The organism is Tateyamaria sp. ANG-S1, assembly GCF_000814025.1.
In the GTDB taxonomy this organism is placed as follows: Bacteria; Pseudomonadota; Alphaproteobacteria; order Rhodobacterales; family Rhodobacteraceae; genus Tateyamaria.
In genome coordinates, this window is record NZ_JWLL01000006.1 from 621,075 (window position 1) to 638,921 (window position 17,847).

Consider the following 17,847-nt stretch of genomic DNA (forward strand, 5'->3'; position numbering starts at 1 on the left):
GGTTACGGCGCGCGCCAGGTCCCCGCCCAATCGTCCTGTCGCACATATTCAGCGCGGCGGTGCCGTTCGCCAAGATGCACCAGATCGATATGGTCGATCACGCAACGCAGAACTGCAAAGCGGTCGCGTTCTGGCGGCTTGTCATACGCATAGACGTGATCAATCGCTGTGCCCGGATCTGGCACAGTGCCGTAAGACACGCGCGAGGCAGGTGGCACTTTGGCCCACGCCACGTTGACCTGATCACCGGTCAGGATCTCGACACGTGCCGTCAGCCGGATCTGCAAGTTCGATTTCGGTATCCAGACATGCAAGGCCGCCACAGGAAACGCGCGCAAGGCAGTCACCTTCGGCGTGACGATATCCGTGTGAACCTCAACCACAGCCTCCGCCTGCGATGCATGCCGCAGCGCAACCGTTCGCGCTTCGGGGACGCCCGAGGGCGACACTGTGGCAAAGGTGGGATACCGCGCGGGCGATCGGCTGTCGGCCACCCCCCGGCGCAAGAGTTGCCAGGCCTCACCCAGAAAGGCCGACAAATCGTTAGGATCACTCATATCCCGTCATCTCCAAATACCCGACGCCTGTGTGGCTGCCCGAGACACGCACCGGTCCTTCCCAATACGGGATGCTCAGCGGCATCCAAGCGTTCGGGTTCAACGCTTCCACCCGGACATCCACGCCCCGGTCCGGCAAACGCACCTGCCACGCAGTGGGCACATCCCGCCCGGCGACGGACGTCGTTTCAAGCGGTTCGGCACGGAACGCGCCGTCGGGATAAGGCGTCGTCGATCCATCCGGCTCAATCCATGTCGAGGCGGTGAACCGGCTGCCGTCGCGCTGTCGCAACTGAAAACCCATCATCTTGTCCCCGCTGTCAAAAGACAGTGAAAACCAATCCCACCCAGTCTGGTTCTCCGACAAAGGTTGCGAAGACCATTCACGATCAAGCCACGCCTGCCCTGTCACTTCAACAGGCCCTTCTGGCAGCATCAAAGTGCCTGCGATCTGATAGAACGGTTGCGAATAGTAATAGCTCGCCTGCCCGTCTGCGGACTTCACCGAAAAACCGCCCTGCCCCTGAAAGACCAACGGCCCCTGTGCCGTGAGTTCCATCTGGTAGCCAAAATCTGGTCCCTGCGCCCGCAGGCGCACCGCATCAAGGGTCTCCCCCTCCATCACCCACTCGTCGATCCATGCGCGAAACGGTTCAGGCACAACGCCTGCAACACCAGTGCCACCGCGCGCAAACCGTTCGGTTGCGAAATGCGCATCCGGCGTGGTCACAGCGGCGTGCGCGAACCACACTTGCGGCGACTGCCAACCCTCTGCCTCGCCCGGGGCCAACGCAGACCGGAACAGCGTCCATTGCAGCCCATAGGGCGTGCCATCCGCATCGCTCAGGTTGGCCGTTAGATACCACCATTCGATCCGGTAGTCGGGATGCGGGCCATGGTCGCTGGGGAAGTCGAAAACCGGGTCGGGTTCTGGGATCGCAAAGCCGTCCGCATCGGTTCCCAACCCGGCAAAGCCCTGTGACAAGGCTGCCATCGGCCACAACAGGAAAAGCAAAAGCACCTTAACGTTCATGGGCAAAGACCTTGAGCAAGGCATTCGGCGGCGTGCGCATCAGCCGCCATGCGGGCCAGGCAGCCGCCGCAACCGCAGCCAGCAGCGCATAGCCCCCCAGCCGCGCATAGTCGCCCGGGAACAGGAACATCGGTAGCCGCCAGCCGAAAGCCTCAACATTGATGATGGCCAAAAGCACCCAGGCCAACCCCAGCCCAACAGGCACGGCAAACAGAAACACCACAGCGGCAAAGACAACTGCGCGCAACAACTCCAGCCTGCCGATGCGCGCCCGCGTCAAACCAAGCGCCCAGACGGGGGCAAGTTGCGGCACACGCAGGTCGGCCAGGGTCAGCAGGCTCATCAACATCGCAAAGCCCGCAACACTCAGGGTCAGAATATTCAACGCAGCCGTCACGGTGAACGTGCGTTCGAACACCTGAAGTGAGAACGCCTTGAGCGCCGCCTGATCCGTGATGGCGCTGTCCGGCACACCCAGCTCTGCAACAAGCATGTCGCGCAGGGCCTGTGCATCGTCGGTGCGGATGCCGAATTGCCGTGGACGTACCTCTGGATAGAGCGATCGAAACATATCCTCACTGACAATGGCCTGCCCTTTCGGATTTCCGTAGTCGGCGACAATCGCAACCACGGGCAAGGGCGCACCAGGCGCAATCTCGACCAAATCACCAAGCCAAAGGTTGGCCCGCCGCGCCAGCTGCTCGTTCAGGACAACAGCTTGTCCATTCTCCACCGCGTCCCAGGCGTCTGGCATTGCGTTAAGAAACGCCCAGCTTTGCCTATACGTCGGGCCCACGCGGACACCAAACAAACGGGCTGGCAAATTGGCAATGGGCCGGTCGACGGAAAGAAGCGGCAGCACGGTTGCACCGGCTTGCGTCAGTCGCGCCTCGATGTCATGCGCCTGTTCGGTGCTGTCGGTCTGAACATACAGCTCCGGCGCAAGCCGTTGATCCAGGAAGGACACGAAGGTCAGCCGAAAGCTGGACACCATCGTTGCCACGCCGATGTTAGCTGAAATCGCCAGCAACAGCGCCATGAGCGCAAGGCTCAACCCCGGCAATTGCTGCCGTGTATCGGCCCAGAACCACCGCCAGACCGGAGAGGTGGCCCCCTGCTCTGCCATCTTCAAAAGCGGCGCGATGAGGACTGGCAGGATCAAAGCCGCACCGATCAGGAAACACCCCAACAGCGCAAAACCGGCAAGCAGGCCATGCCCCACTGCCCCCAGTGCCACTGCGGCAACAAAAAGAAAGGCAGCACAAACAGCCTGCACACGCTGCGCGCGGCGCGACGACATCGCCCAGGCGCGCGGCCGTGCGCTGGCCAACAGCGGCATGCGGGCGATCTGCCAAAGCCGTATACCTGCGGCGGCTAACGCGCCAAGCACCGCAATCGCAAATCCCGAACCCCACCAGGACACGCGGAACTGCAGGCTGCCGGAAACCTCCGCTCCGTATAACCCGCGCAAAGTCACTGCGACGTCTGGCAGAAGGGCGGCGGCAACCACATAGCCCAGAAGAATACCCAGCCCCGCGCCAATCACGCCGAGGATCAAAACCTCAACCACCATCAAGGTGATCAGGCGCGGCAGCGGGACACCCAGCGCTCGGAGGGTGCGCACCATCCCCCGCCGCTGCTCAAACGCCAGCCCGATGGTGCTGTAGACAATGAACAGCCCCACGGCGAAGCTGAGCAGGCCAAAGGCGGTCAGGTTTAAGTGAAAGCTGTCGGTCAACTCGCCCACATCAGCTGTCTGGCTCGCAGGCTGCAGACGCAGATGCGGGGTGATGCTGGCAAGATCCGGTTGCATCAACGGCTGTTGCGGCAGCACCAGCAATCGGCTCAGATCATCGCGATCCAGCAGCCGTTGCGCGACGCCGATATCGGTCACGGCCAGGTTTGGCGCAACGCTGGGGTCCACAGTCACCGATAAGTCCGACGGCAGCCGCGATGCCGTTTCCTGATTGGCAAAGACGCGATCCCCGGCCAAAAGGTCGGTCAGATCCCCATCCTGTCCGGCACCAAACCCCGCGGGAGAGGAGAGCGGATCGAAACCAAGCAGGCGGACATCGCCCAAGCGCCCCTCGATCAGAGGCGCGACCCGCCAGCCTGCGCGCCGCAAATCGACAAAGTCCGACTGTGCGATCCGGTCACCCGATATGGGCAGGATCTGATCGAACTGACCTTCGCCCAGCGTTTCTGCCGCCGCATCGTAACTGGCACGCGCTTCCGCGTTGATCGCCTGCACCCCGGACCAAAGGGCAGTGGCAAGCGCGAGACCGGCCAGAAAGGCAAACAACTGAAGCGGGTTGCGCCGCCAGTGCGACAGGAGTGCTGCAAGACACGCGCGCGTCATTCCACCCGACCCCGCCGCAAATGCAGGCGTCGGTCCATGCGTGCGGCAATGCCGGGCGAATGTGTGACCAAAAGCAAACCCGCACCTGTGTCGGCGACAAGCCCGATCAGCTGTTCCAGCACGTCATCTGCCGTGCTTTCGTCCAGGTTTCCGGTCGGCTCATCCGCCAACAGGACACGCGGGCGCGCCGCCAGTGCGCGAGCGATAGCGACCCGTTGCTGCTGTCCGCCAGACAGGGCCTCGGGATACTTTCTCATCTGTTCGGACAGGCCCAGTCGGGCAACCAAGTGGCCAATGAAGTCCGTATCCACACGACCCGCGAGCCGCGCCTGAAACGCGATATTGTCCGCCACGGTCAGCGAGGGGATAAGATTGAACTGCTGAAACACGACGGCCACGTCCTTGCATCGCACAGCGGCACGGGCGCTATCGGACATCGGCACCAGATCCTGCCCCGCAACATGCACCTGGCCGGTATCCGCCGTCTCCAACCCTCCGGCAATGTGCAAGAGGGTGCTCTTTCCGCTGCCGGATTCGCCCGTCAGGGCGAGCGTTTCACCTGGACCAAGCGTCAGGTCCACACCATGCAGCACCTGAACAGGACCATCCGCACCGGCATAAGACTTGGTGACACCGCTCAGGTGCAGGACTGGTTCGATCTGTGTCATGCGCGTGCCGTGTAGGGCGCAATCAGTTCAGCCACAGGAACACGCGCCCGCAGCCGACGCGCCAGCAGAAACATACCAGCCAACTTGCGCTGGATATACAGCAGGTCCATGGGCACCGGCGGCGGCACGAACCCATCCCGCGCCAGCGCTTCGCCCATCTGTTGCAAACGCCGCGACAGGTCAGATTGGGCAAGGTCCAGAAAGGGATGCGTCCGCAATTCGTCAAAAACAAGCATGGTCATGTCGAGAATGCGATTGCGAAACGCGGGTGCAACCGACAAAGGGACGAGCCCCATGTCAGCCACGATCCCGGACACCTCATCCCGCGCGCCTTGCATGCCTGCGCGCATCAGCGCCCGCATCTGGTCAGACAGGCCAGACGGAACCGCTCGGGTCGCGCCAAAGTCCAGCAGAACAATCCGACCGCTCTCGCGATCAAATCGGTAGTTGGCGAAATTCGGGTCGGTTTGCATGAGCCCGAAGTCGAACAGCTCGCGCAACACCAGCTCACACAGGTCGCGCATGACGCGGTCCCGTGCGTCCTGCGTCTCTTCGCTGACAGCTTCAATGGCTTCGGACGGCACGAATGACATCGCAAGCACACGTTCGGTGCTCAGGGGGGCATGGACCCGAGGCAAAAGAAACCTGGCATCGCCGTCAAGAAGTCCCGCGAAACGCGCAAGATGCTTGGCCTCAGCGCGGTAATCAGCCTCTTCCCTCAACTGCCCGCGCGCTTCTTCCAGATACGGATCAAGGGCGAAGCCCTCGGGCAGCAGGCCGGACAGCCGGATCAGACGCCCGATATTGACAACGTCACTGTCGATACTGCGGGCAATTCCGGGATACTGAACCTTGATGGCCAATTCCGTCCCATCCGGCAAGGCGGCCCGGTGGACCTGACCGATTGAAGCTGCCGCAATGGGTCTCACATCGAATGCGGCAAACCCGGCACGCCATCCAGCCCCCCATTCGGCATCCAGCACGTCGCGCAACTGCTTGGGCGGCATAAAATCTGCATCCGCTCTAAGGCGCGCCATGATATCGGCAAGCTCTGGCGGCAGAACGTCACCTGTGTCCATAGACACAAGCTGTCCCACCTTCATGGCCGCACCGCGCATCCGCGCCAGCTCGTCCGCAACGCGGCGCATGTTGGCGGGGGTCAGCAGCAGGTCGCGGGCGTTCGGGCGTGTCCCCTGACCCAACTGGCGCGCGCCATCTACTGCCATTCGCCCGGCCACACCGACGGCCAGCGACCCCATGCGACCAAAGCGCGATAGACGTCCCGCCGGAACCGCCAAAGGGCGGGAAAGATTGGAATGATCTGCCATCTGCGTCGCGTATCCTTGCCTTGCTCGAAAGCTAAGTGGCGCAGGACGAAAATCAAACGCTCTGACAACGGCTTGTCGCAAATGCAAAGGTGATCTGCCTTGGCCGCGCGATAGACCAGAATGGAATGAGAGGGAGTGGCGGACAGGAAGGGATTCGAACCCTCGAGACGGTTTCCCGCCTACGCACTTTCCAGGCGCGCGCCTTCGACCACTCGGCCACCTGTCCACCGCCGTCTCTATCGAATGAAGGCACCGGGATGCAAGCGGGTTCGTTGCGAAAAATCTCAACCGTCGAGATGAAGATAGACGCGGCGGTTCATGCGCCCCTTCTTTTCAACCTTGCCGATACGCAATGCACCGATCTCGCCTGTTCTGGCCACGTGGGTGCCACCGCATGGTTGCAGGTCAATCGTCGACGGCCCTTCGCCAATGCGGATCAACCGGATCTGACCAGCGCCGCGCGGCGGCTTCACGGACAAGGTCTTGACCATTTCCGGGTTGGCATCCAGCTCAGCCTCAGTGATCCACTCGGCACTCACACGGGCATCGGCGGACACGTGATCGTTCAGAACGTCGGCAATGGCGTCCTTGTCCTCGGGCGCGTCAGCCATATCAAAGTCAAGACGCCCGCGCCCGGCAGAGATGGACCCGCCCGTCACACCGAACGGCAAAGCAACGGACAACAAATGCAGCGCCGTATGCACACGCATATGGGCGTGGCGCCGATCCCAATCCAACGACTGCACCACCTGCGCACCCACCGGGGGCAAGGCGCGTGGCTCGGCCGGAACAAGGATGATACTGTCGCCATCGCCTTTGACTGTCGTGGCAATGGTCAGCGCCCCGCCATCCCAACTCAGCGATCCGCTGTCGCCCGGCTGTCCGCCGCCCGTGGGATAAAACACCGATCGGTTCAAAACGATGCCACCTTCGGGCGTGTGTGCTATGACGACGCCATCGGCATCCCGCATATAGGCATCGTCGCGAAACAGCGGTTCGGTCATCTTGCGTCTCCGTCGCCATCATCCGCCGAGGCATCCGGCTCAATGTCGCTGTATTCGATGTGATCTGCGGTTGGCTTGTTGTCTGTGGTCGCCTCAGGCACGCTCGCAACCTTGGGTTGCAACACTTCAGGATTACGCAACCAGACATCCCGCTGGGCAAAGGGTATCTCGATTCCCTCCTGCTGGAAGCGTTCGTTGATCTGGTGGTTGATCTCGTTCTTGACGGCCAGCATCCAGTTCACGTCGCGCAGAATAATGCGGATCTCGAAATCCAGGCTGTCGGCGCCAAAGCCCATGAACAGAACCGCCGGGGGCGGATTGGCCAGCGCCATAGGGTGGGCATCTGCAATCTCTTTCAGGATGCGTTCGACACGCCGTGTGTCGGTGCCATAGGCGACACCGACGGGCACGATAACCCGGCCAACCGTGTTGCCACGGGTGTAGTTCGTGACCGTGCCGGAAATCAGGTCGGCATTGGGCACGATCACATCGGTGCGGTCAAAGGTCTCGATCCGTGTCGACCGGACCGAGATCGAGCGAACATAACCCATCTGCCCGCCGACCTCGATCCAGTCCCCCTCGGAGATCGGGCGTTCGATCAGAAGGATGATGCCCGAGACAAAGTTCGACACGATGGTCTGTAGGCCAAAGCCGATGCCCACCGACAGTGCACCCGCCACGATGGCGAGGCTCGACAGGTCGATACCGGCTGATGTGATGGCAATCAGCGCGGCAAGGAAAATCCCGACATACCCCAGGCCAGACACAATCGCGACCTGCCCACCGGGGTCGAGCTTCGTCTTGGGTAAAACGGATGTCTTTAGGGCGTTTTGCACCGCGCGGGTCAGCACGTAACCAATGGTGAAAACGATGATAAGGGTAAAGAAGTTGCCGGGCGAAATCGTCACATCGCCGATGGTCAGACCAGAGCGCAAGGCGGCCCAAACCTCGGTCAAATCAGTGACACGAGCGCCCCAGATCAGCGATAGGGGGATAATGGCAAGCAAAACCAGTAGGAAGCTGACAAGGGTCGGCACCAAGCTTTCGCGGGCACCTTCACCCGGGCGCAACGCGGCATAGACATCGCGGACAAAGCCTTGAAGCAGAACGACAGTACCAATCAACGCAAGGGTGAGGATGGTTGGATAGATCAGAAATTTCGACGCTGCACCAAAGCCAGACGCGGCGAGGACGGGGGCAAGCAACCCAACTGCAATCACGGCCCGGCCAATCGTGGCGGCGACCCGGTCACCGTATGGAACCGGTTGTTCTAAATCCGTGCTGCGCTCGCGCACTTTGCGGCGCAAGAGCCAACCCAACCGCACGAGGACAAGGCCCGCGACGATCACAAGTGGGAAATGCAGAACCGCATCCGATCCCGCATCATAGCGGTCAAAATCGGACACGCCGGTCAGCAGGACAGCCAGACCAAAGACACACGCCAAGATGGCGGCATAGACGCGGCCTTCGCCCCGCCGGTTGTCCGGAATAGCCACAGACAGCCGCAACGCATCATCTTGTGGGAACAGACGGCTGGCCAACCAGCGCGAGAAAAACAGCACAAGGCCAAAGATCTCCAGCCCGTCCAACAGCAGATCACCTCTTGGTCCAAACAGCTCTGTCGCACGGACCGCGCGGATAAAGGCAAACAGGCCGAGCATGGGCAAAATGATCTGCCCCAGCGACACGACAAAACTGGCGACCCCGGCGCTTGATCCTGTCCCGCCCCGCTGAATGCGCACGGCCAGCAACTCTGTCCAATGTCGGGACCGGGCCAGAAGCACAATGCCAACCGCCAACAAAAACAGAACCAGCGGAAGATTATCGCTTGCACTGGATCGACGCGAAGGGTTTTGCCAGGCTTGGCGCGTGCCCGCGACAAGTGCTGTTAGAGATTCCTGCGCATGTCGCAACGCGGCGGGCCAATTGTTCGGGTTGACCGGCCACGGGCCCATGTTCAGCAGCTCTTCGGTCTGCCTGTCCCGCAGGATACCGTCAATCTCGGCGATGATACCGTTGGCCCGGCTGAACGCTTCTTCTGCCGTGCGCCTTGGCGTGCTCAACCGCTCGCGCTGTTCAGTCAGTTCCGCGCGACGGTTTGCAATCTCTGTCGGTTCCTCCTGACCCTCTTCGGGGGCTGGCCCCAACGCAGCGATCTGATCGCGCAAGGTCTGCAACCGGCTTGCATTGGCATTGAGCTGGTTCTCAAACCGGATGCGCCAGTCGGCCACCTCGGCGCGCAAGGTTTCAAAGGCCTGGTTCGAGGCCTCGGCAACCTCAACCGCCCGTTCGGCCCGGGTGGCGGTGTTTTCCCACGCTTCGTAATCCGGTCCGTTGTTCTGAGCGACCGCAAGGCTGGCAAACAGAACGATGCAGGCAGTCAGAAGTGCGGTACGCAACCACGCCAAGGGCATCAAACGTCCTCAAACACACCGGGAATGCTGGATGGCCCCTGTTCCAGCCAGTCCGGCACCGGCAGGTCCTTGCTGCGCAGGAAGTCCGGGTTGAACAGTTTGGACTGATACCGCGTGCCGAAATCACACAGGATCGTCACGATGGTATGCCCCGGCCCCAGATCCTTGGCGAGCCGAATGGCCCCCGCCACATTCACGCCCGACGATGCGCCCAGGCACAGGCCCTCATTCTCCAGCAGGTCAAAAACGATCGGCAGCGCCTCAGCGTCGGAGACATTGTAGCTGAAATCCGGCGCGAACCCTTCAAGGTTCTTGGTGATGCGCACCTGCCCGATGCCTTCAGCGATGGAGCCCCCCTCCATCGCGATTTCACCGGTGGTGTAATAGCTGAACAGGCCGGCCCCATCGGGGTCTGCCAGGCCGATCTTGACCCCCTTTGGCTGCAAGACCTCAGCCACGCCTGCCAATGTGCCGCCAGAGCCGACAGCGCAGATGAACCCATCGACCTTGCCGTCCGTCTGCTCCCAAATCTCAGGCCCGGTCGTCTCGACATGCGCCTTGCGGTTGGCCACGTTGTCGAATTGGTTGGCCCAGATCGCGCCATTCGGCTCCGTCTTGGCAAGTTCCTCGGCCAAGCGCCCGGAATAGCGTACAAAATTGTTCGGGTTGCGATAGGGTGCCGCGGGAACCTGAACGAGTTCCGCACCGGCCAAGCGCAGCATATCCTTCTTTTCCTGGCTCTGCGTTTCTGGGATCACAATGACGGTCTTGAACCCCATCGATGCACCCACCAGTGCCAGACCGATGCCCGTGTTGCCCGCCGTGCCCTCGACAATCGTGCCACCCGGGCGCAGCGCACCGCTCGCGACAGCCTCCTGAATGATCGACAGCGCCGCGCGGTCCTTGACCGACTGGCCGGGATTCATGAACTCGGCCTTGCCCAGAATGGTACAGCCCGTCTCCTCACTCGCCCGCCGCAGCTTGATCAGGGGCGTGTTTCCAATGGCCGCGGCCAGATCAGATGCGTAGCGCATAAGGCGTTCCTTCCGTCGTTCGATCAAAGGTGTAGCGATGCAATGACGCGACCTCAAGCCGCGTCCGGTTACGATGCGCCGCGCAAGCGATCACGATGCCGGTGCAGCCAATAGGTCAGCATCCCCAGCGGCGCATTCGCGATGTAGCGGTCGTCGGCCATGGCCAGCAAAGCGTCAAAACCCATGACATGGCTGCGAATGTTCTCCCCTTCCGAAGGTTCGCCACCAATCCCCGCAACACCATCGGGCAGATTGCACAGGCCAACGAACATATGAAAGAAGTCCGTCGTCGCACCGGGCGAGGCATAGCATTCGCCAACAGGTTCAAGCACGTCAAAGCGCAGGTTCGCTTCCTCCAGCCCCTCGCGTCGCGCCGCCTCTTCGGGGCTTTCGCCGGGGTCGATCAGACCCGCCACCGGTTCCAGCTGCCATTGCACCGGATCATCACGGCCCACAGGCCCCATGCGGATTTGTTCGACCAGCAGGACGCGATCCCGGACCGGGTCATAGGGCAACACCAACGCCGCGTCAGAGGACACGAACACGCCCCGATCCATCACGTCGGACATGCCACCGTCAAAGGTCTCATGCCGCAGAACCACATCTTCCATGGCAAAGAAGTTTACATAGCCCTGCCGACGCGACAGAATCTCAACCCGCCCATCCAGAACATCGCGGCCGTGGCGACCGGACTGGGCCAACACCTTGCTCCAGGCCCGGGCGCGGATGCGGGGAAAACGGGCAGCGATCTCATCCCTGCTCAAGCAACCATAGCCTGCCATGACCTCACGCGCAGCCCATACTGCCATTTCGGCCCACTTTGCCCGCCAAGCCTCAAAATCCCAAAGCGCATCGGTGGCAGACACACCCTGCCCCGGGACATAGACATGCACCTCTTCGCCCGACGCAAGGCGCTCAGCCCGCACATCGTAGTCAAAACCGCCCTCGTAGAAGTTCAACCGCGCAAGCTCATCATCCGTGATACCCTGCACCACAACACCTGCTGTCACCGCATCAGGCGCCTCGACCAACACAGGATACAGACCATCCGCAGACGCGCGCGCCGCGTATCCCGGCAGCTCTGCAGCAGTGGCTTTGCACGCGCTAGCGCTGCGCCCCAGCACGCAGTTCAAAAGCGGCCCGTGCTGCAACGTGCCGTAAAAGAACAAAGATCTCATTGTGTTACCGCCAGGTGCGCCAGGCGTATTCGGTCATAAGCCCGGTGATGACCCCGCCCGCCAGAAGTGTTGCCCAGATCGGGATCGTTGACATCAGCAGCGCCCATTCCGCCCCAATCTGAAAGATCGCGACGATGGCCTCGAATGGTCCGTCATAACGGTTCTTCATCGCCAATCGCACCATCTCGTTGCAGGATTGAATGAAGAGCGCCCAAAACACCAACACAACCGGGCCCGTCAGGCCCACATTCACGGCCGACGTCATGCCACGCCCTGCACGCCCGCCGATCACCATCCAACCAGATATGAAACCTACGGCCACGTTCAAATATGTGAACCAGCCGAAATTTGTGTCTTCCTCAAACAGCGGCATGATCATGCCGGACACGATGAACGCCACGAGCGCCAGACCTAAGCCACCGACAAGTTTGGCTGCGTCAGGCATCGGTCAGGTCTTTCATATCTATCCAGGTCGTTTTATCGTGATCTGCGTCACGTCGCAGTTGGCACTTTCAAAGGTGGCCGCGCAAGAGGTCAGGTAAAAATTCCACATACGGCGAAAGCGGTCGTCAAACCCCATCTCGGCAATCTCGTCCCACTTCTGGTTGAAGGTCTCATGCCAGCGACGCAGCGAGATGTTGTAGCTTTGCCCGAACTCGATGGACCGCTCGACCCCCAGACCCGCCTTGGTGATCTGCTGGCGCAGCACGGATGGGCTTGGCAACATGCCACCGGGAAAGATGTATTTCTGGATGAAATCCACGCCGCGCTTATAGACCTTCCAGCGGCGATCCTGCACCGTGATGATCTGTAGCGTCGCGTTCTTGCCCGGCTTGAGCCTTTCCTTGACCGTCTCGAAATAGACAGGCCAATACTTCTCGCCCACGGCCTCGAACATCTCGATCGACGCGATGCCATCGTAAGTGCCGCGCTCATCGCGGTAGTCCTGCAGCTTGAAATCAACGAGATCAGAAAGGCCCGCCTTCTCAATGCGTTCTCGGGCGTACTTGAACTGCTCTTCGCTGATCGTCAGCCCCGTGACCTTCAGCCCGCGCTCCTTGGCCGCGTATTCGGCAAAGCCACCCCAGCCGCAGCCAATCTCAAGGATGTGATCACCAGGCTGTGCACCCATCTGGTCCACCATGCTGGCGTATTTTGCAATCTGCGCCGCCTCGTGGCTTTCCTGGCCCGTCTCGAACAGGGCCGAGGAATAGGTCATCGTGTCATCCAGCCATAGACCATAGAAGTCGTTGCCAAGATCGTAGTGATAGCTGATGTTCTTGCGCGCCTGCTCGCGGTGATTGCGTTGCAGCCAGAAGCGGAACTTCTCAAACCGCCGCACCAGCCCCATGCCCGGAAAGCCATCATAGATGTCGTCATTGTCCGCATGGACCCAATCCATGAAGGCTTGCAGGTCCGGCGTGCTCCACCACTCGTCCAGATAGGCGTCGCAAAACCCAAGATCGCCTTCGCGGATCAGGCGGGCAAAGAGGTCGTCATTGTGAATATGCACCTCGGCCACCGGACCGGGGTTCGGCCCCTCCGCCCGAAAGTGGCGCCCATCGGGCAGCACGAAATCCACCCGTCCGTTGTTCATCCCCTGCGCCATGTCGAAGACACGGGCGAAATAGCGCGGCAAGTTTGACTGGCCGTCAGTTGTTGTCAGGATCATACACGCTCCCCGTTCGCGTTTTTGTCAAGTTAACTAGACAGTTTGCACGGCGCAAGCATCCGCGCGCCGTTGTCATCAGAAATCGCGGTTTTCATAAGCACTTAGCGCACGTTTGCGTCCCTCGTCGGCAGGCACAATCGGGTTGGGATAGGTGTCATCCGGTGACATCTGCCAGGACTGCGGGATCGCATCGAAATAGGAAAGCGCCTCGGGTGCCTTGTTTCTGCGCCCATCTGCGATCCAGCGCCTCACGTAGTCGCGGTTCTTGTCGAACTTGTCGAGCTGTGTGACCGGGTTGAACACGCGGAAATAGGGCGTCGCATCTGGACCGGAGCCTGCCGACCATTGCCAGCCCATCGCATTGCTGGCCGGGTCCCAGTCGATCAGGCACTCTTCGAACCATTTCTGGCCAATCCGCCAGTGACACATCAAATGCTTGCACAGATACGAGGCGACGATCATGCGCCCCCGGTTGTGCATACGGCCGGTTACATACATTTCGCGCATGGCCGCATCCACGAACTGGATGCCGGTGCGCCCTTGTTTCCAGGCTTTGACCTCGGCCTTGCGCTCGTCCTCGTTCCAGGGAAAGGCGTCCCAATCCTCTTTCCAGTTCTGGTCCACGATGCGCGGCGTGTGATGCATCAGGTGATACGCAAACTCGCGCCAGACAAGTTCCTTGAGGAAGGTCTCGGCTCCGGCCTTCCCCTCGTTCAAAGCCCGCATGCCAGCATGCCAGCATTGATGCGGGCTGATCTCTCCCAGAGCGAGGTTTTCGGACAGGTTCGAGGTGCGATCCTCTGCCGGGATGTCGCGTCCGTCATCATAGCTCGCCACCTTGGACGCCATGAACGCGCCCAACCGGGACTGCGCGGCACTTTCACCAAGCCGCACGTAAGGGCGCACGACCTGCGCCCCACGGTTCATCGCTGCACCCAAGTTCCAGTCATCAAGCGCTTCGCTCATCGGCCAGGCATCCGGTGCCGGAATGCTGCCCGGAGTGGACAAAGGCGCATCGACCTCGCGATCCTTCACTGTCCGCCAGAAGGGCGTATAGACCTTGTAGAAGCCGCCGGTTTTCGTCTCTGCTGTCCAAGGCTCGAACATCAGGTGTCCGCCATAACTGCGCGCCTCTATTCCAGCATCTTTCAGCGTCGCCTTGATCTTGCTGTCGCGCTCAACGGCTTCTGGATCGTACAGCCGCGACCAATAAACGGCCCCGGCCCCAGTTTCTTCCACGAGGTTTCGAAGCACCTCCAGCGCGTCACCGGATCGGCAGATCAGCTTGCTGCCCTTTTCGGCCAGCGACGCGGCCAGATGCCCGACCCCAAGCCCCCAGCGCCATTTGGGGGCGGCCCCCAGGGCATCGACGCTGGCGTCACGGATGACGACCGGGATCACGGGGCGTCCGCTGTCGCAGGCGGCTTTCAACGCAGGGTGATCGCTCAGCCGGAGGTCGCGGCGGAACCACATGATGATCGGTGTGCTGCTCAACGCCCCGTCCTCTTTTACTTACCGAGGCTTACGTAGCGTGTCCGCACTTGGATCAAGATGTCGCAGGGTGCCTTTGCGTCAAAGAACGGCGTCAAGTGCGGTCAGCAATTGGTCGATTTCGGCATCGTTCGTGTAATGCGTGAAACTCAGGCGCAGAACGCCCCGGTTCGGATCGACGCCCATGGCCTGCAAGGCGCGCACGGCGTAGAAGTCCCCGCCGCCCGCCATGATCCCGTGCCCAGCCAGTTCTGCGGCCACAGCGACCGGGTCGCGGCCCAGATCAACGGCGACCGTCGGGGCGCGGGTCACGGGATCGGTTGGGCCGATCACGCGCAGGTCGTTGCGGTCTTTCAGGGCGTCCATCACGCGGGTCAGCGCCTCGACCTCGCGGCTGCGCATCAGGTCATGGACGATTTGTCCCCGCGGGGACACTTGTGCCTCACCCCCACCGATATGGTGATCGTAAAGTGCGTCTACATAATCTGCCATGCCTGCACAGGCCGCGACTTGCGCGTGATCGGGGCCTGCGGGGGTGAAGCGTTTGTAAAGAGAGCCCGCGTTGAAATAATGACCCTGGTTCGGCAACAGCTCACCCAAGGCGCGACGGATGACCATCAGACCCTGGTGGGGGCCGTAGGTTTTGTAGGCTGAAAAGAGGTAGATGTCGGGGCCGAGTGTGCCGACATCGGGGAAGCCGTGGGGCGCGTAGCTGACACCATCGACACAGACGAATGCTCCGGCAGCGTGGGCCAGTGCGGTGATCTCTGTCACTGGATTGATCTCTCCCACCACGTTCGAGCAGTGAGGAAAGCAAACCAGCCGCACTTTTTCATCAAGCAGGTTTTCGAGCGCTGCCGGGTCAAGGTGGCCAGTACCTGGATCGACCTGCCATTCGCGCACCTCGAACCCGCGTTCGGCCAAGCGCCGCCAGGGGCCGGAGTTTGCCTCGTGATCCTGGTTGGTGACGACGATGGCCTCACCCGGTTGCATCATACCAGCAAAGGCATTGGCCAATACGTAAGTGTTTTGCGTGGTTGATGGGCCAAAGCTCAGCTCATCCGTTTCTACGCCCAGAATGGCGGCCATGCGCGTGCGTGCCTCATCCATCTCTTCGCCGCCCAGCCGCGACGCCTCGTAATCGGCGTAGGGCTGCACCTTGCGCTGAGTGTAGAAGCGAAAGAGCCGGTCGATGACCTGCTTGCAGGTGTAGCTGCCGCCCGCGTTCTCAAAGAAAGCTTGCCCCTGCAGGGATGGTTCGGAAAACGCCGGGAACTGAGCGCGGACAAAGTCGAGATCAAGGGACATGGGCGGACCTTTCAACGTCATGCCCAGAGTACGAAAAAGGCCCCGGCACGCAAGCGCCGGGGCCCATGATTCACGCGTGTGACTGCGTACTACTCGGCAGGCGAAAGCCCGTTCCCCGTGGCACCCGGAATTTCCGAGTGCACGGCAGGCACACCTGCAGCCTCGCGACGGCCATCATTGTAGATGGCCTTGATCAGTGCCAGACACATCAGCGCCATCACGATCGAGAACGGCAAGGCCCCGATTACCATGGCGGTCTGAATGGCCCCGGTTCCGCCCGAGATGAGCAGACCTGCCACCACGAGCCCAAGGGCCGAGCCCCAGAACAGGATGTGTGGACGTGCCTTGGGCCCTTCGTCACCGGCAGCGTTGATGGTGTTCACGATCAGCACGGCGGAGTCAGCGGAGGTCACGAGGAACGTCATCAGCAGGACAACGATCACCACGGCCATACCCCAAGCCAGGAACTGAGCAATGGGCGCCAGCATGAACTCGGTCATGGCAAAGATCTTGTCGCCATTGGCCGCGTCCAGAATGACACCACCTGCGTCACCGTTCAGTTCAAGGTCGATGGCGGTGCCACCGGCCCAGGAGAACCAGACAAAGCACATCAGCGACGGCACGATCATGGCACCCAGCACAAACTCCCGGATGGTCCGACCGCGCGAGATGCGCGCCAGGAACAGCCCCACGAAGGGTGCGAACGCAATCCACCAGGCCCAGTAGAAGACCGGCCACCAGCCCTGCCATTGTGCCAGCAGGAACGCTTCGGACCCTTCGACACCGTCAGATTGGTAGACGTTGAAGCTGAGCCACGGGAGCGCCACCAGGTAGTCCCAGATGCCGACAAAGAAGGCCGCCGCACCGAAGAAGGTCGCCCCGAACAGGATGAAGAAGCCCAGAAGGAAGATCGACAGAACCATATTGATGTTGGACAGCCACTTGATGCCCTTGCCGACGCCGGACAGTGCGGACAGGGTCGAGGCGCCCATGATGACCAGCAGGGCCACGATGATGCCAAGTGTGGTTGCAGAACCGCTTTCTTCCATCAGGCCGCCGATCCCGATCCGGGTCAGGCCAGCCACGAACTGTTCCACACCGAAGCCCAGGGTTTGGGCCACACCGAGGATGGTTGCCACAACAGCCACGATGTCGATCAGGTTGCCGAGGAAGCCAGACAACTTTGCACCAAAGAGCGGCGTCAGCGACGACCGGATCGTCAGCGGCAGGCCGCGACGGTAGCTGAAGAACGCGAGCGCAAGGCCCGCAATCGCATAGCAGGCCCACGCGCCCAGACCCCAGTGCAGAAACGACCAGACATAGGCCTCGCGCACGTTGTCCTCACCCAGCGCGGTTGTTGCGCCCTGGATGACAGCGGGGTTGTTTTTGAAGTGCGCCACCGGTTCGGCCACGGCCCAGGTCAGCATACCGACACCGATCCCGGCGCCGAACATCATGGAAAACCATGAGAAATTGCTGAACTCCGGCTTTTCACCCGGCTGGCCGAGGTTCAATTTCCCGGCGGTCGGCCAGATGGCCAAGCCGATACAGACAATCACGAAAAACGTTACGACCCAGATGTACCAGGCGGCAAAGTTTTCGAGGATGACGCTGTTCCAATCGCCCAGGATCGTCCCGGCCTCGGTCGGCCAGACGATACACCAGACGACAAGCAGACTGATGATGATCTTACTGATCACCGCAACATTGACGCTGAACCCACGATAAAAACCGCTGTCGGCGGTCTTGATCGGAAGCTCCGTCAAAGGGGGTTGAATAGACATGGATACCTTCCTGTTGT

General features: G+C 61.2%; 14 protein-coding genes and 1 tRNA gene. All 15 read right to left on the reverse strand.

Going from position 1 to position 17,847, the window contains the following annotated elements; genetic code table 11:
* Positions 1–2: 2 nt before the first annotated feature.
* Positions 3–557: a pyridoxamine 5'-phosphate oxidase family protein gene (locus tag RA29_RS14370; protein ID WP_039687033.1), complete on the reverse strand. Its 555-nt coding sequence runs from the start codon at positions 555–557 to the stop codon at positions 3–5.
* Positions 550–1,590, reverse strand: a complete 1,041-nt coding sequence (locus RA29_RS14375; protein WP_039687035.1) for a lipocalin-like domain-containing protein — start codon at positions 1,588–1,590, stop codon at positions 550–552. Before RA29_RS14375 ends, RA29_RS14370 begins: the two co-directional genes overlap by 8 nt.
* Positions 1,580–3,949 (reverse strand): FtsX-like permease family protein, encoded by a 2,370-nt coding sequence (locus RA29_RS14380; RefSeq protein ID WP_039687037.1) that lies wholly within the window; start codon positions 3,947–3,949, stop codon positions 1,580–1,582. The genes RA29_RS14375 and RA29_RS14380 overlap by 11 nt, the downstream gene beginning before the upstream one ends.
* Positions 3,946–4,617, reverse strand: coding sequence for an ABC transporter ATP-binding protein (locus tag RA29_RS14385; protein WP_039687039.1), 672 nt, complete (start codon positions 4,615–4,617; stop codon positions 3,946–3,948). Before RA29_RS14385 ends, RA29_RS14380 begins: the two co-directional genes overlap by 4 nt.
* Positions 4,614–5,945, reverse strand: coding sequence for an AarF/ABC1/UbiB kinase family protein (locus tag RA29_RS14390; protein WP_039687041.1), 1,332 nt, complete (start codon positions 5,943–5,945; stop codon positions 4,614–4,616). The genes RA29_RS14385 and RA29_RS14390 overlap by 4 nt, the downstream gene beginning before the upstream one ends.
* A gap of 136 nt (positions 5,946–6,081) precedes the next feature.
* Positions 6,082–6,171 (reverse strand) — tRNA-Ser (locus RA29_RS14395).
* Between the two features lie 58 nt (positions 6,172–6,229).
* Positions 6,230–6,949: an alanyl-tRNA editing protein gene (locus tag RA29_RS14400; protein WP_039687043.1), complete on the reverse strand. Its 720-nt coding sequence runs from the start codon at positions 6,947–6,949 to the stop codon at positions 6,230–6,232.
* Positions 6,946–9,363, reverse strand: a complete 2,418-nt coding sequence (locus RA29_RS14405) for a DUF3772 domain-containing protein (RefSeq protein WP_039687045.1) — start codon at positions 9,361–9,363, stop codon at positions 6,946–6,948. The genes RA29_RS14400 and RA29_RS14405 overlap by 4 nt, the downstream gene beginning before the upstream one ends.
* Positions 9,363–10,397, reverse strand: a complete 1,035-nt coding sequence (locus RA29_RS14410; RefSeq protein WP_039687047.1) for a cysteine synthase A — start codon at positions 10,395–10,397, stop codon at positions 9,363–9,365. Before RA29_RS14410 ends, RA29_RS14405 begins: the two co-directional genes overlap by 1 nt.
* A 68-nt stretch (positions 10,398–10,465) precedes the next feature.
* Positions 10,466–11,575, reverse strand: a complete 1,110-nt coding sequence (locus RA29_RS14415; RefSeq protein WP_039687049.1) for an NUDIX domain-containing protein — start codon at positions 11,573–11,575, stop codon at positions 10,466–10,468.
* A 4-nt stretch (positions 11,576–11,579) separates the two neighbouring features.
* Positions 11,580–12,020 (reverse strand): TrgA family protein, encoded by a 441-nt coding sequence (locus RA29_RS14420; RefSeq protein ID WP_039687051.1) that lies wholly within the window; start codon positions 12,018–12,020, stop codon positions 11,580–11,582.
* Between the two features lie 18 nt (positions 12,021–12,038).
* A complete protein-coding gene (locus RA29_RS14425; protein ID WP_039687054.1) occupies positions 12,039–13,247 on the reverse strand; it encodes a cyclopropane-fatty-acyl-phospholipid synthase family protein in 1,209 nt (402 codons plus the stop codon).
* A gap of 75 nt (positions 13,248–13,322) precedes the next feature.
* Positions 13,323–14,741, reverse strand: a complete 1,419-nt coding sequence (locus RA29_RS14430; RefSeq protein ID WP_039687056.1) for a deoxyribodipyrimidine photo-lyase — start codon at positions 14,739–14,741, stop codon at positions 13,323–13,325.
* Positions 14,742–14,819: 78 nt separating this feature from the next.
* Complete coding sequence (locus RA29_RS14435) at positions 14,820–16,046, reverse strand: aminotransferase class V-fold PLP-dependent enzyme (protein WP_039687821.1); 1,227 nt, start codon at positions 16,044–16,046, stop codon at positions 14,820–14,822.
* An 89-nt stretch (positions 16,047–16,135) separates the two neighbouring features.
* Positions 16,136–17,830, reverse strand: coding sequence for a BCCT family transporter (locus tag RA29_RS14440; RefSeq protein ID WP_082029542.1), 1,695 nt, complete (start codon positions 17,828–17,830; stop codon positions 16,136–16,138).
* Positions 17,831–17,847 lie beyond the last annotated feature (17 nt).

Coding starts and splice junctions, on each gene's coding strand:
- RA29_RS14390 (WP_039687041.1), bottom strand. CDS start 5,945: ATGGCAGATCATTCCAATCTTTCCCGCCCTTTGGCGGTTCCGGCGGGA.
- RA29_RS14410 (WP_039687047.1), bottom strand. CDS start 10,397: ATGCGCTACGCATCTGATCTGGCCGCGGCCATTGGAAACACGCCCCTG.
- RA29_RS14425 (WP_039687054.1), bottom strand. CDS start 13,247: ATGATCCTGACAACAACTGACGGCCAGTCAAACTTGCCGCGCTATTTC.
- RA29_RS14415 (WP_039687049.1), bottom strand. CDS start 11,575: ATGAGATCTTTGTTCTTTTACGGCACGTTGCAGCACGGGCCGCTTTTG.
- RA29_RS14370 (WP_039687033.1), bottom strand. CDS start 557: ATGAGTGATCCTAACGATTTGTCGGCCTTTCTGGGTGAGGCCTGGCAA.
- RA29_RS14400 (WP_039687043.1), bottom strand. CDS start 6,949: ATGACCGAACCGCTGTTTCGCGACGATGCCTATATGCGGGATGCCGAT.
- RA29_RS14380 (WP_039687037.1), bottom strand. CDS start 3,949: ATGACGCGCGCGTGTCTTGCAGCACTCCTGTCGCACTGGCGGCGCAAC.
- RA29_RS14420 (WP_039687051.1), bottom strand. CDS start 12,020: ATGCCTGACGCAGCCAAACTTGTCGGTGGCTTAGGTCTGGCGCTCGTG.
- RA29_RS14440 (WP_082029542.1), bottom strand. CDS start 17,830: ATGTCTATTCAACCCCCTTTGACGGAGCTTCCGATCAAGACCGCCGAC.
- RA29_RS14435 (WP_039687821.1), bottom strand. CDS start 16,046: ATGTCCCTTGATCTCGACTTTGTCCGCGCTCAGTTCCCGGCGTTTTCC.
- RA29_RS14385 (WP_039687039.1), bottom strand. CDS start 4,617: ATGACACAGATCGAACCAGTCCTGCACCTGAGCGGTGTCACCAAGTCT.
- RA29_RS14405 (WP_039687045.1), bottom strand. CDS start 9,363: ATGCCCTTGGCGTGGTTGCGTACCGCACTTCTGACTGCCTGCATCGTT.
- RA29_RS14375 (WP_039687035.1), bottom strand. CDS start 1,590: ATGAACGTTAAGGTGCTTTTGCTTTTCCTGTTGTGGCCGATGGCAGCC.